Below are 26,760 nucleotides of genomic sequence, written 5' to 3'. Positions count from 1 at the left end.
GCAACCGCAAGCCATGCTGAAGATCCTCGTCAGCCTATGCGTGGTCGGTCATCCGGTCCGTTACAACGGCTCGGCCAGGACCGCCGCGCACGAGGCGCTCGAACGGTGGCAGCGCGAAGGGCGGCTCGTGCCCGTCTGCCCCGAACTGGCGGGCGGCTTCAGCGTGCCGCGCCCGCCCGCCGAAATCGCGGACGGTGAATCGGGGCAGCGGGTGTTGTCGGGCGCCGCCCGCATCGTCGACGTGAACGGCACCGACGTGACTGCGCCGTTCGTTTCCGGTGCGCAAACCGCGCTCGCACTCGCGCGCGCGCACGATTGCCGCTTCGCGATCCTGGCCGACGGCAGTCCGTCGTGCGGCAGCACCTTCATTTATGACGGGAGTTTCGCCAACCGGCGGCATGCCGGCGCCGGTGTCACGGCGGCCTTGCTGCGCGAGCATGGCATCGAGGTGTTTGCGGACACCGAGATCGACGCGCTCGACGCGCGCCTCAAGCAGATGTCGCAGGCCGGTTAACGACAATGCGCGGCACGAGGATTCTCGTGCCGCGCATCGTTCGAGGAACGGCGAAGCGGCGCGTGTCCGGCCGCTGCGCCGCATGACGCGGGTCAGACGCGTTCGATCGCGATCGCGATGCCCTGGCCGACGCCGATACACATCGTGCACAGCGCAAAGCGGCCGTTCGTGCGATGCAGCTGGTACATCGCGGTTGTCACGAGGCGCGCACCCGATGCGCCGAGCGGATGGCCCAGTGCGATCGCGCCGCCGTTCGGGTTCACGCGCGGATCGTCATCGGCGACGCCGAGCATGCGCAGCACCGCGAGGCCCTGCGACGCGAACGCCTCGTTCAGCTCGATCACGTCGAACTGGTCGATCGTCATCCCGAGCCGCGCGAGCAGCTTCTGCGTGGCCGGCGCGGGGCCGATGCCCATCACGCGCGGCGCGACGCCGGCCGTCGCGATGCCCAGCACGCGCGCGCGCGGCGTCAGGCCGAAGCGCTTCGCGGTTGCCTCGTTCGCGAGCAGCAGCGCGGCTGCACCGTCGTTGACGCCCGATGCGTTGCCGGCCGTCACCGAGCCGTCCGGGCGCACGACTCCCTTCAGCTTCGCGAGCGCTTCGAGCGACGTCTCGCGCGGATGTTCGTCGCGCGACACGACCACCGGATCGCCCTTCTTCTGCGGAATCGTGACCGCGACGATTTCCTCGGCGAGCGTACCGTCCTGCTGCGCACGCGCGGCTTTCTGCTGGCTGCGCAACGCGAACAGGTCCTGGTCGGCGCGGCTGATGTTGTAGTCGACCGCGACATTCTCGGCCGTCTCCGGCATCGAATCGACGCCGTGCAGCTGCTTCATCAGCGGATTGACGAAGCGCCAGCCGATCGTCGTATCGAAGATGTCGGCCTGGCGCGCGAACGCGCTCGCGGCCTTGCCCATCACGAACGGCGCACGCGTCATGCTCTCGACGCCGCCCGCGACCATCAGCGCGGCCTCCCCCGACTTGATCGCGCGCGCGGCCACGCCGACCGCGTCCATCCCGGAACCGCACAGCCGGTTGATCGTCGAACCCGGCACGCCCTGCGGCAGGCCCGCGAGCAGCGCCGACATGCGCGCGACGTTGCGGTTGTCCTCGCCGGCCTGGTTCGCGCAGCCGTAGATCACGTCGTCGATCACCGTCCAGTCGACTTCACGGTTGCGCTCGACGAGCGCCTTGAGCGGCACCGCGCCCAGGTCGTCGGCGCGCACGCCGGACAGCGCACCGCCGTAACGCCCGATCGGGGTACGGATCGCATCACACAGAAAAGCTTCGGTCATCAGTGTCTCCGGTCTCATGCAAAGCTGGGAAATGAACAGGGCGCGCCCCTTGCATTACCCGCCGGGATGCGCTTAAATGTTCTATATACGAACATAAGATCGTGTATCGAACGTTCAACGCATCATAGGGAGTGCAGGGACGACCTGTCAAGCGCCCGGTCCGCCGTGCGGTTGGCGTGTCAGGGCCCATGCGCTATCTTCTCGGCTGCACGACAATCCGACCGTTCATGACAACCGAAGACACTCAAACTAAACCTGGCGACTCCTATGTGCAGTCGTTCGCACGCGGCCTCGCGGTGATCCGTGCATTCGACGCGGCGCGCCCGGAGCAGACGCTCACCGAGGTCGCGTCGGCCACCGGCCTCACGCGCGCGGGCGCGCGCCGGATCCTGCTCACGCTGCAGACGCTCGGCTACGTCGAGGCCGACGGCCGGCTGTTCAGGCTCACGCCGAAGATCCTCGAGCTCGGCTTCGCATACCTGACGTCGATGCCGTTCTGGAATCTCGCCGATCCGGTGATGGAGCAACTGTCCGCGCAGATCCACGAAAGCTGCTCGGCCGCGGTGCTCGACCGCACCGAGATCGTCTACGTGCTGCGCGTGCCGACCCGCAAGATCATGACGATCAACCTGTCGATCGGCAGCCGGCTGCCCGCGTACTGCACGTCGATGGGCCGCGTGCTGCTGTCCGCGCTCGACGACGCGGCGCTCGACGAAACGCTCGCGCAGAGCGGCATCCGGGCGCATACGCCGCGCACGATCACCGACCTCGGCGAGCTGAAGGCGGCGATCGCGCAGGCGCGCCAGCAGGGCTGGGCCGTGGTCGACCAGGAACTCGAAGTGGGGCTGATGTCGCTGTCCGCGCCGATCCGCAACCGGCGCGGGCAGATCATCGCGGCAATGAACATCAGCGGCAACGCGCAGCGGCATACCGCGAAGCAGATGGTGAAGGAGTTTCTCGGGCCGCTGCAGCAGGCCGCGCAGACGGTGTCGGAGTTGGTTGCGCGGCGCGGGTAAGCAACGACCCGCGCGCAGGTGCGCCCGCGCCTCGCGGCGTGGAACGAGGTGTAGGCGATCCCGCGGCGCCATGCGGCCGGCGCCGCGATGGCGTTGACCAGGACGGCGGCCGGCTCGCGGGCGTATCGGGGAATCGCGTGGCGGCACGTCGGCGACGTGCCGCTCTTCAACGCTTCAACAGTCGCCGGGGAATGCCTTTCCCATCGGCTTCATCCGGATTCCCGGGGCCAGCCGAGTCCAGGGCAAATCGGCCGGATCCGCCGTCATCGGGCCAGGCGCCTTGGCGACGAGCACCGCGTGGGCGATGCCCTGGAAATCAGCGCGGAAGTGCACCGAGCTTTTGTTGACGAGGATCCTCATCGCTTCCGGCTCGACGCCGCCCACGCGATAGAGATTGCGGTCGAGCATCTGCGCCTTGCCGCTGCTCACCACGATCAGCACGCCATCGAGTCGCAGGCAGGCCACCGGGCCGATATCGGCGAGCATGCCGTTCATCATCGGGCCGTCATATCGGCATACGCCATCGGACAGCTTCACGACCTCGAAACGCGCATGGTGCGGCTCGTCGCCGGGAACGCCGGCGACGCCGCCGAGCGCCAGTTCGATGAACGCGCCGACGCCGGCGCGATGGGCCGCAGCCGCAGCCGCCGGATCCCAGATCAAGCCGATCGCCGCATCTTTTGCGCCATTGCGCAACAGCGCCCGCAGCATGCCCGTCGTGTTCGAGTCGCCGCCCGCGCCGGGGTTGTCCTGGGTATCGGCGATGACGACCGGCTTGCCGGCCCCCTCGGAAAGCCGCATTGCCTCGCGCACGGCGGCGTCGGGCGACAGGAACGGCACCTGCCACGCGGCCTCGTCGGCCAGCATCTTGTCGTAGAGCGCCTGCACGGCTGCCTCGACCGCGGCGGCGTCATCGCCGTAGCCCCAGATGACCGGGCCGCATTCGGGGAAATCGGCCGCCGGAAAACCAGGCGCGAACGACAGCGAGGCCACGGCCCCGGTCTCCTGCGCCGCGAGCTGTGCGTACATGCCGCGCGAGGGTTCGAGCAGCGTGCACATGCCATTGATCGGGATCAGGAACGGCAGCCGGCGCGCGGCGCGATGCAGCGGGCGGCCGCCCGCCGCCTGCGGGTCGAGCAGGCGCTGGAGCAGCACGGCTGCGCGTTCCCCGGTCTCGGCCATGTCGATATGCGGATAGGTGCGGTAGGCGACCAGCGCGTCGGCCTCGCGCAGCATCCGTTCGGTGACGTTGGCATGCAGGTCGAGCGACGCGACCACGGGCACGGCCGGGCCGACCGCCGCGCGCACGCGCTCCAGCAACGTGCCTTCGCCGTCGTCGGTATGCTCGGCGACCATCGCGCCGTGCAGGTCGAGGTACACCGCGTCGAAGCCGCCCCTGCGAACTGCCTCGACGATTTCGCCGGCAATGCGCTCGAACGCATCCTCGGTAACGTGGGCCGACGGACTCGCGCCCGCCCAGATGATCGGCAGCAAGGTCCAGCCACGCCTTTCGGCGGCGGCGATGAACCCGCCCGCAGGAATATTGACGTCGCGTAGCGCGAGCACGTCATCGCCCCGCACCATGGCCGGGAAACCCTCGCCACGCTCGAAGTTGGCGTAAGCGGCTTTCGATGGTGCAAACGTATTGGTTTCATGCTGAAAGCCGGCGATCAAAATGCGTGTGTCCAAAAACCTGTCTCCGGAAATAGGCGGTCAATGCACCGGCGGTACTACCGTCAGCGCCGGCAGTACAACGCCGCGATGGGTGTCGAGATGCTTGCGGGCCCGCGATATCAGGCTGTCGCCAACGCGTCGCGGGGCGCGGGAAGCCGGTTCGCCACGAGTACCGCGGCGCCCGCGACCAGCAGCGCGACCATGACCAGCAGTCCGGCTGCCATGCTGCCGGTCGCCGAGCGGATCGCCCCGATGATGGTCGGACTCAGAAAGCCGCCGATCAGGCCGATCGTATTGATCAGGGCGATGCCGCCTGCAGCGGCGTCGCCCTTCAGGTATTGCGACGGAATTGCCCAGAACACCGTGTAGGCGGCCCAGATCATCGCCGTGGCGATCGTCATGCTGATCAGTGAGACGACGAGATTGCCGTTTGCGGCCGTCGCCGCAGCCAGCGCAATCGCGCCGATCAGGGCGGGCACCGCGCTGTGGAGACGGCGCTCGCCGCGGCGGTCCGAACTGCGACCGATGACGACCATCGCGATCGCGGCGCAAACGTACGGGATCATCGAGTAAAGCCCGATCTGCATGGTGTCCGTCACACCATCGGCCTTGAGGATCGACGGCAGCCAGAAACTCACGGCGTAGATGCCGCAGATAATCGTGAAGTACGCAAACGCCAGCAGGTACACGCGCGGGTCGCGCGCCACTTGCGCAAATGAGTGATGACCCGCGCCGGGCGTGTGCAGGTCGGCGGCGAGCATCCGCTTCTCGTCGTCGGTCAGCCATTTCGCGTCGGCCGGCCGGTCGGACAGCACCTTGAGTGCGAGCACGCCGAACAGCACGCACGGCAAGCCTTCGACGACGAACATCCACTGCCAGCCGGCCAGGCCGTGGGCGCCGGACAGCCCGGTCATCAGCCACGCCGACAGCGGCGACCCGAAGATGCCGCCGATCGGGCCGGCGAGCATGACGACCGCCATCACGCTGGCCATGCGACGCTGGCCGTACCAGTAGGTCAGGTAGAAGATCATGCCGGGTGCGAAGCCGGCCTCGAACACGCCGAGCAGGAAACGCATCGCGTAGAACGTGGTCTCGTCATGGACGAACATCATGCCCGCCGAGGTCAGGCCCCATAGCACCATGATCCGACTGATGGTCTTGCGTGCACCAATCCTCGGCAGCAGCAGGTTGCTCGGAATCTCGAACAGCACGTAGCCGAGAAAGAAAATGCCCGCGCCGAGCCCGTACACCGCATCGGAGAAACCCAGGTCACTCTGCATGGAGAGCTTCGCGAACCCGATATTCACGCGATCGAGATAGGCGAACGTATAGCAGAGCAGCAGGAAAGGCAGCAGGCGCCAGTTCAGTTTGCGGTACAGGGCCTGACGGGCCGGGCTGTCGGGCGCGACCGGGTCTTGGGGGGATGGAATGGCGGACATGCGCTCTCCTTTAGGGCGTATTGCTTCAAATCCCGCGTCGATGTTCAAATCGTCGAGGAGACGAAAAAACGGAGCAAGAGCAACTTAAGCGAGTTATCGTTGCTCACTTGGCAACACTCACATGCAGACGGACAGACACCATGCGCGAACTGAACCAGCGCCGCTTGCGTTATTTCCATGAAGTACTGACGCATGGCTCCATCCGCGGCGCGGCCGACAGCATCAACACGTCGCCGTCCGTCATCACGCGGCAGATCCGGCTGCTCGAGGAAGAAATTGGCGCCCCGCTGTTCGAGCGCCAGCCACGCGGCGTACAGCCGACCGAGGCTGCGGCGCACCTGCTCGAATACTGGCGCGGCTGCCGCTCCCAGCAGGAATTGTTCGAAGACCGCTTGCAGGCGCTGCACGGGCTGCAACACGGCCAGATTCGCATCGCCACCAGCGAAGGCTATGTCGACTGCCTGATGGACGAGGTGCTCGCCGATTTCTGCGCACGCTATCCGAAGCTCGACGTCACCGTGGATATCCTGCCAGTCAACAACGTGCTCCTGGAAGTGGCCGAGAGCCGCGCGCATATCGGCCTGGCTTACAACCCGCCGGTGCATCCGGATATCGAGTACGTCGCCACCTCGTCGCAGCCGGTGGTGGCGCTTGTCCATGCCGGGCATCCGCTCGCCGTGCGGGGCCGATCAGTCGAGGTACACGAACTCACCGGGTATCCGCTCGCGCTGATGCCGCCCGCGTTCGGCCTCGGACAAGCCGTGCAGATGCTCGCCTACGCGGAGAACATCCAGATCCACCCGACGCTTACCACCAACTCGCTCGCCGTGCTGCGCCACTTCGTCAAGCGCAACAACGGTGTCACGCTGCTCGCCGCATTCGCTGCGTATCATGAACTGGAGACAGGTGAACTCGTCGCACTGCCCATCGCGCATCCGTTGTTCGAGGCTGCCAACGCGCGGCTGCTGGTCAAGGCGGGACGCACACTCGGGGTAGCAGCCGATACGTTGTTGCGCGGCATCCTTCGGGATATGAAGATGTTCTCGAATGCGGGCGGGCGCAAGGGCAAGACAACGGCGCGCGGCAGGACCGGCAAGCGCGCCGCCGGGAAACACGACGGGCCATGACAGCCTCCGCTGACGAGGCAACTTTGCATCGGTGGCCGTGGCTTGTCGGCTGGCCCGGCCCGGCAATCCGCAATGAACCCAAAAAAAGCGGGCAGCGACCGCTGCCCGCAAGCTCTGACTCACTTGCAACTCCCTTCTCACGGAGCTCGAAGCAATGCTCCGAGCAGCACAATTTATTTGCGCGGCGAAATCCGATCAATCTGACGAAAACGAAATTTCGCGCCGATTTCGTACGGGTCAGGCTCGTCGCGCACGCACCGCCCATCCAGCCGTCGCCGTCACGCGACACGGGCCGTTCGCCGGCGCGCTCGCGAAAGTGCCCGTGCGCGAGCAGACCGACTCGCAGGACGTATGCCTGCTGCTGCGCGCGGCCGTGCCGCTGACGCCGGCTGCGCAGGAGCTGGCGACAATGCTCGCGTCGTACCTGAGGATGGTGCGCGGGCGGTAATCGCCGATTGCCGCTTGCCGCCCGCTGCGCCGCGCGTCAGTCCAGCGATTCCCGCGCCGTCTCGCGCAGCATCGCGACCGCGATCAGCGACAGCACCACGCACGTGGCCACGTAGCCAGCCGGCGCGAGCTTGCTGCCGGTCGTCTTCACGAGCCAGGTCGCGATGAGTTGCGCCGTGCCGCCGAAGATCGTCACCGCAAGCGCATAGGCAATCGAGATGCCCGTCGCGCGCATGTGGCGCGGCAGCGACTCGCACATCAGCGCCATTTCCGACGCCGAGCCGAGCGAATAGAACAGCAACATCAGCGCGGTCAGCGGCAGGATCACCGACAGCGTCGGATGATGGTTCATCAGCCAGAACGCCGGGAACAGCAGCGCGACCAGCACGCCGCGGCCGACAAAGATCGGCAGGCGCCGGCTGCCGAGCTTGTCCGACAGCCAGCCGAACAGCGGGCACGTGACCAGCATCACGCAGCCCGACGCAACCCCGACGAACATCGACAGCTTCATCGGCAGGCCAAGCGAGTGGATCGCGTAGGTCGGCATGTAGAAGGTCAGGATGTAGGTCGACACCGTGCCGCCCATCACCGTGAGCATCAACAGCAGCACCGTGCGCGTGTGCTTCGAGAACAGCTCGTGCAGCACGCCGCGTTCGATCGCGTGATGGCTGTCGCCGGGCGCATCGTCCGCGAGCCGGCGGCGCAAATACATGCCAACCGGCGCGATCAGCACGCCGACGAGGAACGGTAACCGCCAGCCCCAGCTTTCCAGCGCATCCTTCGTCATCGTGTTCGACAGCAGCGCCGCAAAACCCGAGCCCATCAGAGCGGCGCCGCCCTGCGTCGCGAGCTGCCAGCTCGCGCGGAACGCGCGGCGCGACTTGTCGCCCTGCTCGAGCAGCGTCGACGTCGCCGCGCCGAATTCGCCGCCCTGCGAGAAGCCCTGCATCAGCCGCGCGAACACGACGAGCAGCGGCGCGGCCACGCCGGCCTGCGCATACGTCGGCGCGATCGCGATCAGGCCCGTGCCGAGCGCCATCAGCATGATCGTCAGGTTCAGCGCGGCCTTGCGCCCCTTGCGATCCGCGTAGACGCCGAGCACGACGCTGCCGAGCGGCCGCGTGAAGAAGCCGGCGGCGAACGTCGCGACCGACAGCAGCAGCGACGTGGTCGGGTCGCTCGACGGGAAGAACAGCTTGCCGATCAGCACCGCGAAGAAGCCGTATACGGTGAAATCGAAGAATTCCAGCCAGTTGCCGATCACGGCCGCCGCGATCGCGCCGCGTCGCGTGACCGCGGGCGCGCCGGGCGCGCTGGTTTCGGCGGCCCCCGTCGAGGCGGGGTGCAGCGCGAGATGGTCTTTCTGCATCGTTTTAGTCTCCTCTCAATACGGCCGGAAGCGCCGGCCGCCCGCCACCGCGATCACTGCCCCAGGTAACGCTCCACGAGACGCGTCCAGAACGCCGCGCCGATCGGCAGGTTGCGGTCGTTGAAGTCGTATTTCGGGTTGTGCACCATGCAGCCGTCCTCACCGTCGCCGTTGCCGAGCCGCACGAACGAGCCCGGCCGCTGCTGCAGCATGAACGCGAAATCCTCGCTGCCCATCAGTTGGTCGGTCTGCTCGACCACGTGTGTATCGCCCACGAGCTCGCGCGCGACCTGCGCGGCAAAATCCGTTTCGGCATCCGTATTGACGACGACCGGGTAGCCTTCGATGTACTCGACGTGCGCACTCGCGCCGTAGCTCGCGGCCTGCGTTTCGGCCAGCTCGACGATCCGGCGCTTGAGCAGCGCGCGCACATCGGGGCTGAACGAGCGCACGCTGAGGTCGAGGCGCGCACCGTTCGGAATCACGTTGTTCGCGGTGCCCGCGTGCATCGAGCCGACCGTGACGACCGCCGGCTGCGCGGGGTCGACGTTGCGCGCGACGATCGTCTGCAACGCCATCACGATGCTCGCCGCGACGACGACGGGGTCGACCGTCAGGTGCGGCCGTGCCGCGTGGCCGCCGACGCCTTCGATCGTGATGATCGCCTTGTCGCCGGCCGACATGAACGGGCCGCGCCGCGTGAGGAATACGCCGGGCGCCGCGCCCGGATGGTTGTGCATGCCGAACACGGCGTCGCACGGGAAGCGTTCGAACAGGCCGTCGTCGATCATCTTCTTCGCGCCGCTGTCGACGCCGTGCTCTTCCGCCGGCTGGAAATACAGGTGCACGGTGCCGGAGAAGTTGCGCGTCTTCGCGAGATGCTGCGCGGCGCCGAGCAGCATCGTCGTGTGGCCGTCGTGGCCGCACGCATGCATCTTGCCGTGCGTGCCGCTCGCATACGGCAGGCCCGTCGCCTCGACGATCGGCAGCGCATCCATGTCGGCGCGAATGCCGATGCTGCGAGTGCCGTCGCCCGCGCGCAGCGTGCCGACGACACCCGTCTTGCCGACCCCGCGCGTCACCTGCCAGCCCCATTGCTCGAGCTTGTCCGCGACGAGCGCGGCCGTGTCGTGTTCCTCGTACGCGAGTTCGGGATGGTGATGGATGTGGTGACGGATCTCGCGCAGCCCGCCGGCGGCGGGCATCAGATCCTCGATTTCGGTGAATCGGGTATCGCTGGTCATCAAGGGGCTCCTGCTGTTTGTCTGCACACGCAGGGGCGCGTGCGGGAAAGCGAGCCACTATATCGAGCCGATATCGGTTCAATAAGATGCGGAATTTTTCACCGCGATAAGATTTTTTAATCAGGGTTAGTACGGGGCGGCCGAACGCGGTCCGTCGCCGCCGCGTATATGGCCGGCGGCGACGAACGACCGCGTTCGTTCACTCGATTCCCTTCAACGCTTCCAGCCCGTCCGGCAGCTTCGCATCCGGAAACTGCGTGGACAGCGTCGCGTCCCGCCACCGCGCGGCCTCTTCCGCGCGCTGTGTCTCCGCCTGCTCGCAGACGAACAGCGCATCGCCGCCGAGCAGCAAGCGCATCGGCACGTCGTCGCGCCGCGACAGCTCGACGATCAACTTCGCGATCCGTGCGGGATCGCCGACCTCGTGGCCACCGTACGCGCCGAACAGGTCGAGAATCTTCCCGACCGACGGCTGATAGTCGGGCAGCATGCCGTCGCTGCCGCGCTTCGCCTGCGCGGCCCATTCGGTGCGCATCCCGCCCGGTTCGAGCGTGCAGACGCGCACGCCGAACGGCGCGACCTCCTTCGACAGCACATCGCTGAACCCGCCGACCGCCCACTTCGCTGCCTGATACGCGGACAGGCCGGGCGTCGACGTGCGCCCGCCCACCGACGACACCTGGAAGATGTGCCCCGCGCGCTGCGCACGCATCGTCGGCAGCACCGCGCGCGTCAGGTTGATCACGCCGAACAGGTTCGTTTCGATCTGGTCGCGGAAATCATCGGCGTCCATCTGTTCGAACGGCGCCGTATGGCCGTAACCCGCGTTGTTCACCAGCACGTCGATGCGGCCGAACGCTTCGCGCGCCGCCGCGACGGCCTGTGCGGCCGCCGCTTCGTCGGTGACGTCGAGCGCGACCGGCAGCAGCCGGTCGCCATAACGCGCCGCGAGATCGGCCAGCCGCGCGGGATCGCGCGCGCCGGCCACCAGCCGGTCGCCCGCCGCCAGCACGGCTTCCGAAATCGCTCGCCCCAGGCCGCGTGCGGCCCCTGTTACCAGCCAGACTTTCGACATTTTCCTGCTCCTTGAAAAGATGAAACCACCAAAATGAATGATTACTCACTCATTAATATTAACGATGCATCGATGATTCGCGCGATGCTTCGCCCTGCCTGAAACCGTCCTGCCTTCCGTCGGGCGGCACGCGCACCACCTATGCCGTCACGACGGCCAACCCTTCCGTCACATCGTTCGCGTCACGCTCACACCGCGTGCAGCACCGCCCATAACGCGCGAAACCCGGCTTCCCGGTACGCATCGGCCCGCGCCGGATCGCGCGCGATCGACTCCATCGCCGTTTCCGCGATCGACGTAAACAGCGCCGCGCAGAACGCATGGGCTTCGTCGAGTTTCAGCCCGCCCGACGCGGCGACCTGCGGCCGCAGCAGCGCGCTGATCCCGCCGAAGCCTTCGGCGCCGGCTGCGCGATGCGCGTCGTCGATGCGCCCGCTCACGCCGAGTTGCTGCAGCGCACGCCGCCCGTCCGGATTCTCGACACCCCACGACACATAGCCGTTCCACGCATGCCGCACGGCCTGCTCGACCGGCGCGCCCTCCGGAAACCCGGCCATCATCGCTTCGCGCATCCCGGCCTTCAGGCTCAGGTATAGCGCGTTCAGCAATGCATCCTTGGTCTCGAAATAGGTGAACACCGTGCCTTCCGCCACGCCGGCGAGCCGCGCGATGCGCGCGGTCGTCGCGGTCGCGCCGTCCTCGGCGAGCGCACGGGCCGCGGCGGCGAGGATGGCTTCGTGCTTGTCGGGACTGCGCGGTCGGGCCACGTTCGATTCCTTTAATGAGTGAGTGCTCAATCATAGTCGTGCCGGCCCAGGCAATGCAAGCCCTGTTACATCCTGGGGGAACGCATACGCAATCCATCAAAACCGTGCACTATTATCGTTTTGCCGTACCGGCGCCGGCGATCCGGCGCCCGATGCCTTCGACGTTCGTTTCACGTTCCCCGTTTCAAACCGCGAACCACTCATGACGAATCAGCCTACCCACACCGCGGCCGACCGGCCCGTCGACATGATCATCTTCGGCGGCGGCGGCGACCTGGCCGCCCGCAAGCTGTTGCCCGCGCTGTACATGGCGCACCTGCACTGCAACCTTCCGCCCGAGACGCGCATCATCGCCGTCGGCCGCCGCGACTGGGGCATCGACGGCTATCGCAAGTTCATGGACGAGCAGTCGCGCCCGTTCATCGACGAAAAGGCGTTCAACGCCGACGCGTGGAGCCGTTTCCTCGACCTGTTCAAGTACGTGCTGATCGACGTGAACGCGCCGGAAGACTACGCACGGCTCGCCGAAGCGGCGCGCGGCGACGCGATCCATGTGTTCTACCTGTCGACGTCGCCGGAGCTGTTCACCACCATCTGCGACAACCTGTCGGCCGCGCACCTCGTCGATGCGCGCTCGCGCGTCGTGCTGGAAAAACCGCTCGGCCACGATCTCGCGTCCGCGAAGGCGATCAACGATGCGGTCGGCAAGCACTTCGAGGAATCGCAGATCTATCGGATCGACCACTATCTCGGCAAGGAAACCGTGCAGAACCTGATGGTGCTGCGCTTCGGCAACCCGATCTTCGGGCCGCTGTGGCAGGCGCCGAGCATCCGCAGCGTGCAGATCACGGTGGCGGAGACGGTCGGCGTCGGCAGCCGCGCGGGCTTCTACGACCATACCGGCGCGCTGCGCGACATGGTGCAGAACCACCTGCTGCAGCTGCTGTGCATCGTCGCGATGGAGCCACCCGTGTCGCTCGACCCGGACGCGGTGCGCGACGAGAAGCTGAAGGTGCTGCGCTCGCTGCGGCCGATGGCGCTGTCGGACGTCGCGCGCGATACGGTGCGCGGCCAGTACACGGCCGGCGCGGTCGACGGCCAGCCGGTCAAGGGCTATCTCGAGGAAGACAACGTGCCGGCGGACAGCCGTGCGGAAACCTTCGTCGCGCTGCGCGCGCACATCAACAACTGGCGCTGGGCGAACGTGCCGTTCTTCCTGCGCACGGGCAAGCGGCTGCAGCGCCGCCAGTCGGAAATCGTGATCGAGTTCGCGGACATGCCGTTCTCGATCATCCCGACCGGCCCGCGCCACTACAGCAACCGCCTCGTGATCCAGCTCCAGCCGGAAGAGTCGATCCAGCTGCAGATGCTCGCGAAGGAACCGGGCAGCGGGATGAACATGGTGCCCGTGAGCCTGAACCTCGACCTGCAGCAGGCGATTCCGGAGCGGCGCGCGGAAGCGTACGAACGGCTGCTGATCGACGTGATCCGCGGCCGTCTCACGCATTTCATGCGCCGCGACGAGCTCGAAGCCGCCTGGTCGTGGGTCGAGCCGATCCTCGACGGCTGGAAGCAGCTCGGCGACCGGCCGCGCCTGTACACGGCCGGCACGTTCGGGCCCGCGGCCTCGTCGGCGCTGCTCGCGCGCGACGGCATGTCCTGGCCCGAAGAGGCGTAACCGCAGCACGACGGCGTGCCGCCGCGCGGCACGCCGGGCCACACGGGGCGCGCCGGCCCCGCTTTCGCTACAGGCCTGCCGCCGCTACAGCGGCTCCATCCACGCGGCCTTGCGCCGCGCCGGCGCCTCGTTGCCGCTGCCGCCGCCCAGCACCTCGATCAGGTAGTCGACAAACGACGCGATCCGCGACGAAATCGCGGTGTTCCGGTAGTACACGGCATGGATCGGCTGCTGCACGTCCAGCGTCTGGCGAGCGAACAGCTGCGTGAGCCGCCCGCTTTCGCGATCCTGCGCGGTCATGAAATCCGACAGGCACGCGATGCCCGCCCCTTCCAGCGCGAGTTGCCTGACGGTCTCGCCATTCGACGACCAGATGTCCGGCTCGATGCGGTACGGCTCGCTATCCGCGCCGAGCACCGGCCATACGTTCAGCGATTCGGGTTGCGTGAAGCCGATCAGCGTGTGCTTGCCGAGATCGTCGACCTTGCGCGGCTGGCCGTGCGCGTCGAGATACGCCGGACTCGCCAGAATGCGCAGCCGGCTGGTCCCGATCTTCCGGCTGTGCAACGTCGAATCCTTCAGGCGGCCGATCCGGATCGCAACGTCGGTGCGCCGCTCCAGCAAGTCGATGATCCCTTCGTTGCTGTTCAGTTCCAGCTCGACCTTCGGGAAGCGCTCACGATAGCCGCGCACGAGCGGCACGATCACGTGCAGCATGAACGGCGTCGCGGCATCGACGCGCAGCCGCCCCGACGGCATCTCGCGCCGCGCGAGCATCTGCTCCTCGGCGTTCTCGACCGATTCGATGATCGCGCGCGCGTCTTGCAGGAACGCGCGCCCCTCCTCGGTCAGTTCGAGCCGGCGCGTGGTCCGGCGCAGCAGCGTGGTCTTCAGCTTCTCCTCGAGCCGCGCGAGCGTGCGGCTCGCCGCCGACACGGTGAGGTCGAGCTGCTGCGCGGCAGCGGTAATCGAACCGGTGTCGACCACGGCGGCAAAGGCCTGGAGTTCGTCGAGCGTGACTTTCATTGTTGACCCTGAATCAAGACATTCCGGGTTATAGGACAGTTTTCGCGCAAGAGCAACGCCTCGGTGCGACGCCCCGTTCGTTTCATCGAAATGTCGTCCGATGCATCGATTCTTGATTTTAATTCAATTATTTTTGTCTCGTGATGGCGTTTATCGCATCCGCTCCGACGGCCACAATCGGTCTCACGATCACGCCGATCCCTTCATTCCCAGGAGCACACGATGAGCAAGATTCCTGCATTCGGCCTCGGCACCTTCCGCCTGCAAGGCCAGGTTGTCATCGACTCGGTCCGCAACGGCCTCGAAGCCGGCTACCGCGCGATCGACACCGCGCAAATCTACGGCAACGAAGCCGAAGTCGGCGAAGCGATCGCAGCATCGGGCGTGCGTCGTGACGACCTGTTCCTGACCACCAAGATCTGGGCCGACAACTACGCGCCGGAAAAGCTCGTGCCGAGCCTCGAAGAGAGCCTGCGCAAGCTGCGCACCGACCATGTCGACCTGACGCTGATCCACTGGCCGGCCCCGGGCAACGGCGTGTCGATCGACGCGTTCATGACCGCGCTCGCCGACGCGAAGGCGAAGGGCCTGACGCGCCAGATCGGCATCTCGAACTTCAGCATCGAACTGACGAAGGAAGCGATCGCGGCCGTCGGCAAGGATGCGATCGCAACGAACCAGATCGAACTGAGCCCGTACCTGCAGAACCGCAAGCTGGTCGAGTTCCTGAACGGCGCAGGCATCCACGTGACGTCGTACATGACGCTCGCGTACGGCAAGGTGCTCGGCGATCCGGTGATCGGCGCGATCGCGCAACGTCACGACGCGACGCCCGCGCAGGTCGCACTCGCGTGGGCGCTGCGGCTTGGCTACTCGGTGATTCCGTCGTCGACGAAGCGCGAGAACCTCGCGAGCAACCTGCTCGCACAGACGCTGCGCCTGACCGACGCAGACATGGCGCAGATCGCCGCGCTCGAACGCAACGGCCGCGAAGTCGACCCGGCCGGCCTCGCGCCGCAGTGGGACTAAGCGCACCGCCCCCTCGATCGACCCGTTCGCGGCCAGCCGGCCGTGCCCTCGACAATCGCGGCAACTATTGCCGCGATTGTCATTTCCGAATTGCAGCCTGCGCAATCGGCGTCTAGCGTTTACAGGATCGACTCCGCACGACCGTCACCTGACCTGAAAGGACGCCCCGCCATGCCAAGCCGCTCCCTGAAACGCGACATGCTGCTGGCCATCGCGGCCGGCCTTTCATTCGCGACCTGTGCCGCGCCGGCGTACGCCGACGAGGCAGCCGGCCTCGCGCCATCCGGGCCGGCGACGCCCGTGCTGTCGACCACCGCGACCGGCGTGCAGATCTACACGTGCGAATACGACAATGAACATCGGCTCGCGTGGGCCTTCCAGCGCCCGGAGGCGATGCTGTTCGACGCCGGCGGCACGCTCGTCGTCCGGCACGGCGCGGGGCCGTCGTGGGAAGCGCTCGACGGCAGCCGCATTACCGGCAAGAAACTCGCGGAAGCGCCGAGCACGCACCCGGGCAGCATTGCGCAACTGCTGCTCGCGGCGACGCCGGCCGCAACGGGCACGCTGGCCGGCGTGCGCTTCGTGCAGCGGCTCGACACGTCGGGCGGCATGCCACCGGCCGCGACGTGCGCGACCGAGCATGCGATCGGCCGCTTCCCGTACTTTGCGCGATATGTATTCCTGAAGTGACGCGCGGTGACGTGTGCGGCGCCCGAAGCGCCGCGCTCCACCCGGCACTTGTCATCAAGCTTCGATTGATCAGTTATCCTTTTTTTTAGGCACGGATACGTGAAATCATCCGCACCATCGTTCCGGTTACGACGCGCTCAGCCGATCCGCATCGACAGCTCGACATCGCCGCCGAACGGCACCGACAGGTAGCCGTTTTCCGGCGCGCGCACGTAAGCGAGGTAGTCGGGGCTGTATTCCGCGTTGTCGGCAACGACGAACGCGCCCGGCCGCAGCCGCGGTTCGACTCGCGCGAGTATCTCGGGATACAGCGCCTTCGCGCCGTCGAGCAGCAGCAGATCGACTGTTTCCGGAAGATCGGCGGCCAGCGTGCGCAGCGCATCGCCCTCGCGAATCTCCACGAGATCGGCGAGCCCGGCCGCGGCCAGGTTCGCCCGCGCGCGCACGACCTTCGACGGCTCGAACTCGCTCGTGATCAACCGGCCGCCGCCGTTATCGCGCAGCGCGGCCGCGAGATGCAGCGTCGAAATGCCGAACGACGTGCCGAATTCGACGATCGCCCGCGCGCCGCCGCTGCGCGCGAGCATGTACAGCAGCGTGCCCGTCTCGCGCGACACGGCAAGTGGATAGTCCTTCAGGCGTGCATAGAAATCGGCGTAGTCGGTCTTGCTGCGCATCAGCCGCGCATGCTCGTCGTGCGACAGGTCGGCGAAATCCGGGCTCGTCGCGGGCGACGATGCGTCGGCTTCGTCGAACAGGCGCGCCAGCAGCGAAGCCAGCGGGTCGAGAATCAGGGTGCTCATGCGAATCTCCGGTATCGGGTTGAGTGCGTCGTTGCACCCGATTAGAATATGACGAACTATTCAGGTTTTACTATTCGCATTGGCAAACCGCTCATGACCGACCGCCGAAACGCCCGGATCGCCACGCGCAAACAGTCTCGGCAGGCCCGCTCGACCCGTCTCGTCGAGGACGTGCTGCAGGCCGCTGTTCAGGTTTTGGCAAGCGTTGGCGCGCAGCGCTTCACGATGGCGCGGGTTGCCGAGCGGGCCGGCGTGAGTGTCGGCTCGCTTTACCAGTACTTCCCGAACAAGGCGGCTGTGCTGTTCCGGCTCCAGCACGACGAATGGCGGCAGACGGCCGAGATGCTGCGCGGAATGCTGGAGGACGCGCAAAAAACGCCGCCCGAACGGCTGCGCACGGCTGTCCACGCGTTCATCCGTTCGGAATGCGACGAGGCGCGGATGCGCATCGCGCTCGACGACGCCGCGCCGCTCTATCGCGACGCGCCCGAGGCGCAGGAAGCGAAGGCGGCGGGCAACCGCATCTTCCACACGTTCATGCGGGAGGCGCTGCCCGATACGCCGGACGCCACGCGCGCACTCGCGTGCGACCTGATCACGACGACGCTCGCCACGGCAGGCAAGGCGTTTTCGGAAAGCGAGCGCACGCCCGGAGAAATCGACGCGTACTCGGCGGCCATGGCCGACATGTTCTGCGCGTATCTCGAGCGTCTCGCGCACGATTGAAGCCGGGACGAGCACGCGAACGGCACACGCGCAACGCGCCGTACCGTCCGAATGCAGGTTGCGCGCGGCGGCGAATCACCGCATGCACAGCCGCTTCCACCAGCCTCAACAGCCGCAATGAAAGAAATTCGTAATATTCGATGCATCACCCGCTTCCGCCCTGCCTGCCGACCCCGCATTCAAATAGTCGCCTTAACGAATTCGAACTAGGCGTATACACGCGTTTCGTCGCGACGGAGTCCCGTTTCACGCCGATATAAGCGCTGCGACATGCGCTGCATGCTCTTCCCCCAATGGGACGTGATGAGCGGTTCGCCTAACCTTCGCTACGGCAAAGCACACGTGACGGGGTCGACAACACAACGCGTCGTACGACGCGACACACTCGCGATCGTTTCGATTCGCGCAGGACGACACGGATCACGCGTCATTCGTCCCCACGACGTTGCCGATAATCCCAACTAGATTCGAGACACCCTGACGACGGTTCGCTACGGGCCGTTTCAGCATGCTGATAAAGGAGCAAGCTCATGAGTGATACCCCGGTGCAGCCGACGGTCGGCGTCGGCGCGGAAGAAACGGACTTTGGCACCAAGGGAGTCATCGACCGGTACTTCGACATTTCGTCGCGCGGCAGTACGCAGCGTCGCGAGATCGTCGCCGGTGTTACGACCTTCCTCGCGATGGTCTATTCGGTGTTCGTCGTGCCCGGCATGTTCGGCAAGGCGGGCTTCGACACCAGCGCGGTATTCGTCGCGGTCTGCCTCACCACCGCGTTCGGTTCGTTGTTGATGGGCCTGTGGGCGAAGCTGCCGATCGCGATCGGCTGCGCAATCTCGCTGACCGCGTTCACCGCGTTCGGCCTCGTGCTCGGCAAGGGGCTGCATCCGACCGTCGCGCTCGGCGCCGTGTTCCTGATGGGCCTCGTGTTCACGGGCATCTCGGTCACCGGCGTGCGCTCGTGGATCCTGCGCAACCTGCCCGCGGGCGTCGCGCACGGCACGGGTATCGGCATCGGCCTGTTCCTGCTGCTGATCGCATCGAACGACGTCGGCCTCGTGATCAAGAACCCGGGCGCCGGCCTGCCGGTCTCGCTCGGCCAGATCACCGCGTTCCCGGTCATCATGTCGGTCGTCGGCCTCGCCGCGATCTTCGGTCTCGAAAAGCGTCGCGTGCCGGGCGGCATCCTGCTCGTCGTGGTCGCAATCTCGCTGTTCGGCCTCGTGTTCGATCCGGCCGTGAAGTACCACGGCATCTTCGCGCTGCCGTCGCTGAGCGCACCGGGCCATGCGTCGCTGATCGGCGCGATGGACATCAAGGGCGCGCTGTCGATGGCCGTGCTGCCGAGCGTGCTGGCGCTGGTGATGACCGCCGTGTTCGACGCGACCGGCACGATCCGCGCGGTCGCCGGGCAGGCCGGCCAGCTCGACGAGAACGGCCGCATCATCAACGGCGGCCGCGCGCTGACCGCCGATTCGCTCAGCTCGATCTTCTCCGGTTTCCTCGGCGGCGCGCCGGCGGCGGCCTACATCGAGTCGAGCGTCGGCGTGGCCGCCGGCGCGAAGACGGGCCTCGCGGCAGCCGTGGTCGGCCTGCTGTTCCTCGTCGTGATGTTCTTCTCGCCGCTCGCGGGCCTCGTGCCGTCGTACGCCACGGCGCCCGCGCTGATGTACGTCGGCCTGCTGATGCTCGGCAGCGTGAGCAAGCTGCACATGGACGACATGGTCGACGCGATGTCGGGCCTCGTGTGCGCCGTGTTCATCGTGCTGACCGCGAACATCGTGACGGGCATCATGCTCGGCTTCTCGACGCTCGTGATCGGCCGCCTTGCCAGCGGCGAATTCCGCAAGCTCAATGTCGGCACCGTGCTCATCGCAGCCGTACTCGTCACCTTCTATCTCGGCGGCTGGGCGATCTGACCGCGGGTCATGCGCGACGTCGCCTGCAGAAGGGCGGCGCGCATCGGGACGACAACGTCTCCTCCACCATCATCGTTGATGGTCTCCAAGCCTGGGAACGCAAGTTTCCAGGCTTTTTTTGCGGGTGCGGCGCGCATCGCGGAAGCGGCGCGACGTGAATCCGCACCCGGTGCTACGATCGCGGTTTACCTTCAGGAGCCGCCATGAACGCGCTCGGCATCGTCTCCGAATCGAGCACCCGGACCTCGGCGCGCAAGCCGCCGTTCATTCCGTCGTTCGGCTTCCACGAAGTGCATGAATCGCAGCCGATCGGCGCGCCGCCCGCGCGCATCATCGACGCCGTCGCATCGCTCGACATGCGCGCCGATCCGGTCGTCGACGCACTGCTCATGGTGCGCGAATTCCCGGCGGCGGTCGTCGGCGCGCTCCGCAACGGGTCGGCCCGAAGCGAACGCGCGCGCTTCGGCTTCGACACGTTCACGCTGCTCCATCGCGACGACACGTCGCTGTCGCTCGGCCTCGTCGGACGCTTCTGGCGCCCGACGCCCGACGTGCGCGCCATCGCCGACGCAACGGCCTTCGTGCGGCACGACGACCCGCGCGACGCGAAGCTGGTGCTCCGGTTCGAGGTCGTGGGGCGGGCATCGGGTACGCATATCCTGCGCACCGAAACCTTCATCCACTGCCCGACCGCACGGACGCGGTGGCTGTTCACGCCGTATTGGCTCGCGATCCGGCTGGGGAGCGGCTGGATCCGGCGCCGCACGCTGGCGGCGGTCGAAATGGCACTGGCGTAGGTCGACGCATCAAAACGGCTTGATCACGACCAGCGCGACGACGATCCCCGTCGCGACCACGACAGCGCCCGTTGCGTGCCCGAGCCATGGCGCCGGCACGACGACGAGATCGTCGCGCTCCATGCGCCGCAGCGTGCCGGCCAGGATCCCGTGCAGCGCCGACAGCGCGACGACGACCACGAGCTTCACCGACAGCCACGCCGCGCCGAACCAGTGTCCGCTCAGCGCGATCGCGATTCCCGTGATCCAGACGAGCGCGAGCGCCGGCGCCGTCACCGCGCGATCCCAGCGCCGCACCGCGCGATGCACGGCGAGGTTGGCGATACGGACGCCGACGGACAGCATCAGCAACCCGCCGACGAACGTGACGACGGCGACGACATGCACGGCCTTGAGCACCAGGTAGATCATCGCGCATGCCTCCTGCGCGCGATCCATCCGGCGCTCGCCAGCCCCGCAAACGGCACGACGGCCGACAGCACGAGCCGCACGACTTCGCCCTTGCTCCACAGCCCGCTCGACGCGGTGCCGACGACCGCCCACACGTACATCGCGAAAGCGATGCCGTGAATCGGGCCCATGATCGATACCGCGACGGGATAACCGGCCAGATGCTTGAGCGGCACGGCGACGCACACCAGCACGACGAGCGTGGTCGCCTCCAGCAACGACAGGTATTGCAGGTTCCGCAACGCATTGCGATCGTCTTGCTTCATCGACAGGTCTCCAGATTGGTCAGCGGCGATTGTCGCGTGTGGTGCCGCTCTGATCCATTGGCTAAAATGCCAGCTTTAAACGGATTCTGGCCAAGACCTCGAACACCATGCATACGGTCGCCGTTCTCGCTTTGCCCGATGTCGTCCCGTTCGATCTGGGTGTCGCATGCGACACGTTCGCGCGCGTGCGTTCGCCCGACGTCGCGCACGCGTACCGCGTGCGCGTGTGCAGCGAGCATCCGCGCGTCGCCGGCGACCTGTTCGAACTGCGGCCCCCGTTTCGTCTCGACGCGCTGGCCGACGCCGATACGATCGTCGTCCCCGGTACGTCCGTGCCGCTCGCACCCACGTCGCGCCGCGTAATCGCGGCACTGCGCGACGCGGCCGCACGCGGTTGCCGGATCGCGTCGATCTGCAGCGGCGCGTTCGTACTCGCGGAAGCCGGGCTGCTCGACGGCCTGCGCGCGACGACGCACTGGCTCGCGGCCGGCGAACTCGCGCGCCGCTACCCGAACGTCGCGGTCGACCCGAACGTGCTGTTCGTCGACAACGGGCAGATCCTGACGTCGGCCGGCGCGGCGGCCGGCCTCGATCTTTGCCTGCACATGATCCAGGCCGACTACGGTGCGGCGGTCGCCGTCGACGCCGCACGCTGCGCGGTGGCGCCGCGCGTCCGGGAAGGCGGGCAGGCGCAGTTCATCGCGCCGGAACGGCCGACCGGCACCGACGGGCTGCAAAGCCTGATGGACTGGCTGCAGGCAAACCTGCACAAGCCGCTCACGCTCGACGCGATGGCCCGCAAGGCGTCGACGAGCGTGCGCACGCTGACGCGGCGCTTCCAGGAGCAGACGGGCACGTCGCCGCGGCAATGGCTGCAGACCGCGCGCGTCAGGCATGCGCAGCAGTTGCTGGAAGTCACGGCGCTGTCGATCGAGCATGTCGCGACGGAGGCCGGGTTCGGTTCGGTCACCGCGTTTCGCGAGCGGTTCGCGCGTATCGTCGGCACGTCGCCGCAGCGGTATCGTCAGGCGTTCCGCGCGCGGTCCGGCGCGTGACGTTCGCAGCCTCGCCGCCCCACCTCGCCCGCCACCCTTTCGCGCCAACCGGACCCGATCGATGACCCGCATCCGCAACCCCCTGAACATGGCGCAACTCCAGGCGTTCGTCTCCGCCGCGCATCTCAAGAGCCTGCGCGCCGCCGCCCGCGAACTCGGCGTCACGCAGCCCGCGATCACGCACACGATCCGCGAACTCGAAACGGCGCTCAACGCGGAGCTGCTCGCGCGCAGCGTGCGCGGCGTCGAGCTGACCGCCTGCGGCCATGCGCTGCTGCCGCGCGCCGAGCAGTTGCTCGGCGACATCCGCCGCACGGTCGAGGCCGTCGAGCAGGTGAAAGGCGAGATGTCGGGGCGCGTCGCGGTCGGCACGATGCCGTCGATCGCGCTGACGGCGCTGCCGCACGCGGTGACGGCCTTCCGCCGGTCGATGCCGAACGTGAGCCTGCATCTCGTGGAAGTGACGGTGCCCGACGCGCTCGCGCAGTTGCGCAACGGCACGCTCGACATCGCTGCGATGCACCATGTGCCCGCGCTCGACCGCGATCTCACGCAATCGCCGCTGTTGTCGACCGAGTTCACCATCGTGATGCGCGAAGGCCACCCGCTCGCGCATGCGCGCCGATTAGAGGAACTGCTCGACGCCGAGTGGATCGTCACCGTCGGCGCCGAGCAGTTTCCGCACAGCGTGATGGTCGGGATGTTCGAGGCGCGCGGGCTGCCGCTGCCGAAGCGGTTGCTGAGATCGCCGATGTCGTTCGCGGTGACGCTCGGGCTCGTCGCGGGCTCGGACGTGATCGGCTGCTTCACGCGCCCGCTCGCCGCGATGGTCGCGCCGCTCGGCATCCGCACGGCCGAGCTCGACGAAAGCATGCCGCGCTTCGACCTGTCGATCATCGCGCGGCGCGACCTGCTGCCCACGCCCGCCGTATCGCAATTCGTCACGTGCCTGCAGCGCGCGGTCAACGAAACGCTCGGCTGAATCGTTCCTGTGTCTGAAACGGTCGTGCGCCCCCGGCGCACCGCCGCCCGGCCCGGTATCGGGGCTTGTCCTAGGCGCCCTGCCGGTATTTTGTCTTGATAATCTTGCGCACGTCGCGCGCCCGCATCGGGCGGGCGAAACGGACAGTCCGACGCGAAGCCGCGCCGGGCCGAAGGCTTACGGCGCGGCACAACCGCGCACCCATCGAACAAAACGAGGAGTCACCGAGTGAAAAAGATTCTTGCGGCTGTGACCGTTGCCCTGCTCGCCGTATCAGCCGGCAGCGCCTACGCGAAGGACTGGTCGACCGTGCGGTTCGGCGTCGACGCAAGCTACCCGCCTTTCGAATCGAAAGGCGCTGACGGCAAGGTGGTCGGCTTCGACGTCGACCTCGGCAACGAAATCTGCCGCCGCATGAACGCGAAGTGCGTGTGGATTGAAAACGACTTCGACGGGATGATCCCCGCGCTGAAGGCCCGCAAGTTCGACGGCGTGCTGTCGTCGATGTCGATGACCCCGGCACGTGAGGAACAGATCGCGTTCTCCGCGAAGCTGTTCAACACGCCGACGCGCCTCGTCACGAAGAAGGGCACCGGCCTGATGCCGACCGCCGAATCGCTGAAGGGCAAGTCGGTCGGCGTCGAGCAGGGCACGATCCAGGAAACCTATGCGAAGACCTACTGGGCGTCGAAGGGCGTAAACGTCGTGCCTTACCAGAACCAGGACCAGGTCTACGCCGACCTGATCTCCGGCCGTCTCGACGGCGCGCTGCAGGACGCGGTGCAAGCCGAGATCGGCTTCCTGAAGACGCCGCGCGGCGCGAACTTCGATTTCGCCGGCAAGGATATCGACGATCCGAAGACGCTCGGCAACGGCGCCGGCATCGGCCTGCGCAAGGAAGACACCGACCTGAAGGCGAAGATCGACGGCGCGATCGCCGGCATGCGCAAGGACGGCACGTACGCGAAGATCGCGAAGAAGTACTTCGATTTCGACGTCTACGGCAAGTAATAACCCAGCCAGGCGCGCGATTCGCATCCGCGCAAACGGGCTCCGCAAGGAGCCCGTTTTTTTTGCGCGCGCGGCGGCGGCGGCAACATTATTTTTTCCGCGCCAACCCGATGATTCTCAACGGAAAACAGCATGCTCGGGTACCGGTTTGATGGCGGCGACGCAGGCAACGTACAATCAGTCTTCCACGCACACCGGATCCTTCGCGGCTGCGCCGCAATCCCCCCATCATGCAAACGCAGACCCATCCGCTGATTTCCCCCGCCGTCGGCACCGAACGCCAGATCACGAGCTTCCACTACGGCCCGCGCGGCGGCAAGAAGATCTACATCCAGTCGTCGCTGCACGCGGACGAACTGCCCGGCATGCTGGTCGCCACGCTGCTGCGCCGCAAGATCGCCGCGCTCGAGACGGCCGGCAAGCTGCGCGGCGAGATCGTCATCGTGCCCGTACCGAACCCGATCGGCCTGTCGCAACACCTGTTCGGCGATCACCTCGGCCGCTTCGAACTGGGCTCGATGCAGAACTTCAACCGCAATTTCTACGATCTCGCGGCGCTCGTGCTGCCGCGTGTCGAAAGCCGGCTCACGAACGACGCGCAGCGCAACCTCGCCGCCGTACGCGCCGCGATGCGCGAAGCGCTCGACGAGCAGAAGCCGCGCACCGAGCTCGACTCGCAGCGCCTCGCGCTGCAGAAGCTGTCGTTCGACGCCGATATCGTGCTCGACCTGCACTGCGACAGCGATGCGGTGATGCACCTCTACACGAATCCCGATCTGTGGCCTGACGTCGAGCCGCTGTCGCGCTATCTCGACGCGCAGGCGTCGCTGCTCGCGCTGAATTCGGTCGGCAACCCGTTCGACGAGATCCACAGCTTCTGCTGGTCGGATCTGCGCAACCGTTTCGGCGACCGCTTCCCGATCCCGAACGGCGCGATTTCCGTCACGGTGGAACTGCGCAGCGAACGCGACGTGTCCTACGAATTGGCCGAAAAAGACGCTCAGGCGATCGTCGAATACCTGACCGAGCGCGGCGTCGTCGACGGCACGCCGGCGCCGCTGCCGCCGCTCGCGCATCCGGCCACGCCGCTCGCGGGCACCGATCCGCTCGTCGCGCCCGTGTCGGGCGTGATCGTGTTCCGCACGCCGGTCGGCGCGTGGATCGAGGCCGGCCAGGAAGTGGCCGACATCGTCGACCCGCTGACCGATCGCGTCGTTACGCTGAAGAGCAGCGTGTCGGGCGTGCTGTACGCGCGCCAGATCGTGCGCTTCGCGACGGCCGGCATGGAAGTCGCGCGGATTGCCGGCGCGACCGCGATCCGCACGGGTTCGCTGCTGTCGGCCTGAGCGATCGGCCCGCGCGCCGGGTGACGGCGCGCATCGATGCGCACCAACTCGCACCAACGAAATCGCCCGCTTGCGCGGGCGATTTGCTTTCCGGCCTGCCCGGCGATTCGCGCCGGGCGGCAGCACGCGTGAACGTTCAGAACGCCGGCACGATCGCGCCGCCGAACTTCTGGTCGATGAACTTGCGCACGTCGTCCGATTCATAGGCCGCGACGAGCTTCTTCACCCACGGCTTGTCCTTGTCCTGCGCGCGCACCGCAATCAGGTTCGCGTACGGCCCGCGCAGATCCTCGATCGCGATCGCGTCCTTCGCCGGCGTGAGCCCCGCCTTCACCGCGTAGTCGGTGTTGATCGACGCAGCATCGAGATCGGGCAGCGCGCGCGGCAACTGTGCGGAGTCGAGTTCGACGATCCTGATCTTCTTCGGATTCTCGGCGACGTCGAGCGGCGTCGCGTTCACACCGTTCGCGCCGGCGCCGGGCTTCAGCTTGATCACCCCGTATTTCTGCAGCAGCAGCAGCGCGCGGTTGCCGTTCGACGGATCGTTCTGGATTCCGACCTTCGCGCCCGCCGGCAAGTCCTTCAGCGACTTGATCTTTTTCGAATAGAAGCCCATCGGCGCCGTGTAGGTCAGCCCGACGTTGACGATCTTGTAACCGCGCTGCTTGATCTGGCTGTCGAGGAACGGCTGGTGCTGGAAGCCGTTCGCGTCGAGATCGCCGGAATCGAGCGCCGCGTTCGGCTGCACGTAGTCGTTGAATTCGATGACCTTGATCGCGAGGCCTTCGCGCGCGGCCACCTTCGTCACTTCGGTCCAGATTTGCGCGTCGGGGCCGCTCATCGTGCCGATCTTCAGCGTTTGCGGGTCGGCGTGCGCGCCGGGCGCCGCGAATGCCAGCGCCGCGGCGAGTGCGCCGAGGCCGGTCAGGATCGAACGTCGCATGTGGTGTCCTCTTGTCCCGTGTGGTTTGTTGGAGCACGGATCGTGGCACGGGGCCCGAACAGCACCAACCAA

Annotated in this window: 25 protein-coding genes and 1 pseudogene; 14 read left to right on the top strand and 12 right to left on the bottom strand. The window is 66.9% G+C overall.

The features are described from left to right. The first annotated feature begins 13 nt into the window (after window positions 1-13). Window positions 14-514, top strand: coding sequence for a DUF523 domain-containing protein (locus tag CUJ89_RS18110; RefSeq protein WP_114178792.1), 501 nt, complete (start codon window positions 14-16; stop codon window positions 512-514). Window positions 515-606: 92 nt separating this feature from the next. Here the strand turns inward: CUJ89_RS18110 and pcaF are convergent, their stop codons facing one another. Further along, entirely contained in the window at window positions 607-1,809 is a 1,203-nt protein-coding gene (gene pcaF, locus CUJ89_RS18105; protein WP_114178790.1) for a 3-oxoadipyl-CoA thiolase, read from the bottom strand. A 227-nt stretch (window positions 1,810-2,036) separates the two neighbouring features. Here pcaF and CUJ89_RS18100 point away from each other — a divergent pair, with 227 nt between their 5' ends. Then, window positions 2,037-2,825 (top strand): IclR family transcriptional regulator, encoded by a 789-nt coding sequence (locus tag CUJ89_RS18100; protein WP_201752364.1) that lies wholly within the window; start codon window positions 2,037-2,039, stop codon window positions 2,823-2,825. 174 nt (window positions 2,826-2,999) lie between these two features. Here the strand turns inward: CUJ89_RS18100 and CUJ89_RS18095 are convergent, their stop codons facing one another. Then, window positions 3,000-4,514 (bottom strand): M81 family metallopeptidase, encoded by a 1,515-nt coding sequence (locus CUJ89_RS18095; RefSeq protein ID WP_114178786.1) that lies wholly within the window; start codon window positions 4,512-4,514, stop codon window positions 3,000-3,002. A gap of 104 nt (window positions 4,515-4,618) precedes the next feature. Continuing rightward, the gene (locus tag CUJ89_RS18090) at window positions 4,619-5,938 is read right to left on the bottom strand and encodes an MFS transporter (protein WP_114178784.1); all 1,320 of its coding nucleotides are present in this window, start codon (window positions 5,936-5,938) and stop codon (window positions 4,619-4,621) included. 140 nt (window positions 5,939-6,078) lie between these two features. On the opposite strand from CUJ89_RS18090, the gene CUJ89_RS18085 reads away from it, so the two are divergent. Together CUJ89_RS18085 and CUJ89_RS18080 are read left to right on the top strand one after the other, a co-directional pair. Next, the gene (locus CUJ89_RS18085; RefSeq protein WP_114178782.1) at window positions 6,079-7,065 is read left to right on the top strand and encodes a LysR family transcriptional regulator; all 987 of its coding nucleotides are present in this window, start codon (window positions 6,079-6,081) and stop codon (window positions 7,063-7,065) included. 274 nt (window positions 7,066-7,339) lie between these two features. Further along, window positions 7,340-7,513: pseudogene (locus CUJ89_RS18080) on the top strand (LysR family transcriptional regulator); the annotation flags it as partial. Window positions 7,514-7,549: 36 nt separating this feature from the next. On the opposite strand, the gene CUJ89_RS18075 reads toward CUJ89_RS18080, so the two are convergent. The 4 genes from CUJ89_RS18075 to CUJ89_RS18060 all read right to left on the bottom strand — a co-directional run bounded on the left by CUJ89_RS18075 (window position 7,550) and on the right by CUJ89_RS18060 (window position 11,967). Beyond that, window positions 7,550-8,881 carry an MFS transporter gene (locus CUJ89_RS18075; RefSeq protein WP_114178780.1) on the bottom strand — a complete coding sequence of 444 codons (1,332 nt, stop codon included), beginning with the start codon at window positions 8,879-8,881 and terminating at the stop codon, window positions 7,550-7,552. Between the two features lie 53 nt (window positions 8,882-8,934). Beyond that, a complete protein-coding gene (locus tag CUJ89_RS18070; RefSeq protein ID WP_114178778.1) occupies window positions 8,935-10,125 on the bottom strand; it encodes a M20 aminoacylase family protein in 1,191 nt (396 codons plus the stop codon). 199 nt (window positions 10,126-10,324) lie between these two features. Then, window positions 10,325-11,200, bottom strand: coding sequence for an SDR family NAD(P)-dependent oxidoreductase (locus CUJ89_RS18065; RefSeq protein WP_114178776.1), 876 nt, complete (start codon window positions 11,198-11,200; stop codon window positions 10,325-10,327). 188 nt (window positions 11,201-11,388) lie between these two features. Then, the gene (locus CUJ89_RS18060) at window positions 11,389-11,967 is read right to left on the bottom strand and encodes a TetR/AcrR family transcriptional regulator (protein WP_114178774.1); all 579 of its coding nucleotides are present in this window, start codon (window positions 11,965-11,967) and stop codon (window positions 11,389-11,391) included. A gap of 202 nt (window positions 11,968-12,169) precedes the next feature. Here CUJ89_RS18060 and zwf point away from each other — a divergent pair, with 202 nt between their 5' ends. Beyond that, entirely contained in the window at window positions 12,170-13,645 is a 1,476-nt protein-coding gene (zwf, locus tag CUJ89_RS18055) for a glucose-6-phosphate dehydrogenase (RefSeq protein WP_114178772.1), read from the top strand. An 84-nt stretch (window positions 13,646-13,729) separates the two neighbouring features. Here zwf and CUJ89_RS18050 read toward each other — a convergent pair whose 3' ends face one another. Continuing rightward, complete coding sequence (locus CUJ89_RS18050; RefSeq protein ID WP_114178770.1) at window positions 13,730-14,671, bottom strand: LysR family transcriptional regulator; 942 nt, start codon at window positions 14,669-14,671, stop codon at window positions 13,730-13,732. 222 nt (window positions 14,672-14,893) lie between these two features. On the opposite strand from CUJ89_RS18050, the gene dkgB reads away from it, so the two are divergent. Both dkgB and CUJ89_RS18040 read left to right on the top strand, forming a co-directional pair. Then, the gene (gene dkgB, locus CUJ89_RS18045; RefSeq protein ID WP_114178768.1) at window positions 14,894-15,700 is read left to right on the top strand and encodes a 2,5-didehydrogluconate reductase DkgB; all 807 of its coding nucleotides are present in this window, start codon (window positions 14,894-14,896) and stop codon (window positions 15,698-15,700) included. A 171-nt stretch (window positions 15,701-15,871) separates the two neighbouring features. Further along, window positions 15,872-16,390, top strand: coding sequence for a DUF3455 domain-containing protein (locus CUJ89_RS18040; protein ID WP_114178767.1), 519 nt, complete (start codon window positions 15,872-15,874; stop codon window positions 16,388-16,390). Between the two features lie 137 nt (window positions 16,391-16,527). On the opposite strand, the gene CUJ89_RS18035 is transcribed toward CUJ89_RS18040, so the two are convergent. Then, on the bottom strand, window positions 16,528-17,193 hold the full coding sequence (locus CUJ89_RS18035) for an O-methyltransferase (protein ID WP_114178765.1): 666 nt from the start codon (window positions 17,191-17,193) through the stop codon (window positions 16,528-16,530). Window positions 17,194-17,241: 48 nt separating this feature from the next. Between CUJ89_RS18035 and CUJ89_RS18030 the strand changes: the two genes are divergently transcribed. The 3 genes from CUJ89_RS18030 (at window position 17,242) to CUJ89_RS18020 (ending at window position 20,635) form a co-directional block, all read left to right on the top strand. Beyond that, entirely contained in the window at window positions 17,242-17,919 is a 678-nt protein-coding gene (locus CUJ89_RS18030; protein WP_114178763.1) for a TetR family transcriptional regulator, read from the top strand. 530 nt (window positions 17,920-18,449) lie between these two features. Further along, window positions 18,450-19,838 (top strand): NCS2 family permease, encoded by a 1,389-nt coding sequence (locus CUJ89_RS18025; RefSeq protein WP_114178761.1) that lies wholly within the window; start codon window positions 18,450-18,452, stop codon window positions 19,836-19,838. Between the two features lie 203 nt (window positions 19,839-20,041). Then, window positions 20,042-20,635, top strand: a complete 594-nt coding sequence (locus tag CUJ89_RS18020; protein ID WP_114178759.1) for a hypothetical protein — start codon at window positions 20,042-20,044, stop codon at window positions 20,633-20,635. A 9-nt stretch (window positions 20,636-20,644) separates the two neighbouring features. Here CUJ89_RS18020 and CUJ89_RS18015 read toward each other — a convergent pair whose 3' ends face one another. Continuing rightward, entirely contained in the window at window positions 20,645-21,046 is a 402-nt protein-coding gene (locus tag CUJ89_RS18015) for a CopD family protein (RefSeq protein WP_114181431.1), read from the bottom strand. Continuing rightward, window positions 21,043-21,351 (bottom strand): DUF3817 domain-containing protein, encoded by a 309-nt coding sequence (locus CUJ89_RS18010; protein ID WP_114178757.1) that lies wholly within the window; start codon window positions 21,349-21,351, stop codon window positions 21,043-21,045. Before CUJ89_RS18010 ends, CUJ89_RS18015 begins: the two co-directional genes overlap by 4 nt. A 107-nt stretch (window positions 21,352-21,458) precedes the next feature. On the opposite strand from CUJ89_RS18010, the gene CUJ89_RS18005 reads away from it, so the two are divergent. The 4 genes from CUJ89_RS18005 to CUJ89_RS17990 all read left to right on the top strand — a co-directional run bounded on the left by CUJ89_RS18005 (window position 21,459) and on the right by CUJ89_RS17990 (window position 25,745). After that, complete coding sequence (locus CUJ89_RS18005) at window positions 21,459-22,406, top strand: GlxA family transcriptional regulator (RefSeq protein ID WP_114178755.1); 948 nt, start codon at window positions 21,459-21,461, stop codon at window positions 22,404-22,406. Window positions 22,407-22,467: 61 nt separating this feature from the next. After that, entirely contained in the window at window positions 22,468-23,388 is a 921-nt protein-coding gene (locus CUJ89_RS18000) for a LysR substrate-binding domain-containing protein (protein WP_201752363.1), read from the top strand. Between the two features lie 228 nt (window positions 23,389-23,616). Beyond that, window positions 23,617-24,399, top strand: coding sequence for an ABC transporter substrate-binding protein (locus CUJ89_RS17995; protein WP_114178753.1), 783 nt, complete (start codon window positions 23,617-23,619; stop codon window positions 24,397-24,399). Between the two features lie 230 nt (window positions 24,400-24,629). After that, complete coding sequence (locus CUJ89_RS17990) at window positions 24,630-25,745, top strand: succinylglutamate desuccinylase/aspartoacylase family protein (protein WP_114178751.1); 1,116 nt, start codon at window positions 24,630-24,632, stop codon at window positions 25,743-25,745. Window positions 25,746-25,881: 136 nt separating this feature from the next. Here the strand turns inward: CUJ89_RS17990 and CUJ89_RS17985 are convergent, their stop codons facing one another. Further along, a complete protein-coding gene (locus CUJ89_RS17985) occupies window positions 25,882-26,688 on the bottom strand; it encodes a MetQ/NlpA family ABC transporter substrate-binding protein (RefSeq protein WP_114178749.1) in 807 nt (268 codons plus the stop codon). Window positions 26,689-26,760 lie beyond the last annotated feature (72 nt).

It is taken from the genome of Burkholderia pyrrocinia, from assembly GCF_003330765.1.
GTDB lineage: Bacteria > Pseudomonadota > Gammaproteobacteria > Burkholderiales > Burkholderiaceae > Burkholderia > Burkholderia pyrrocinia_B.
This window is presented reverse-complemented; position numbering and strand designations above follow the sequence as displayed.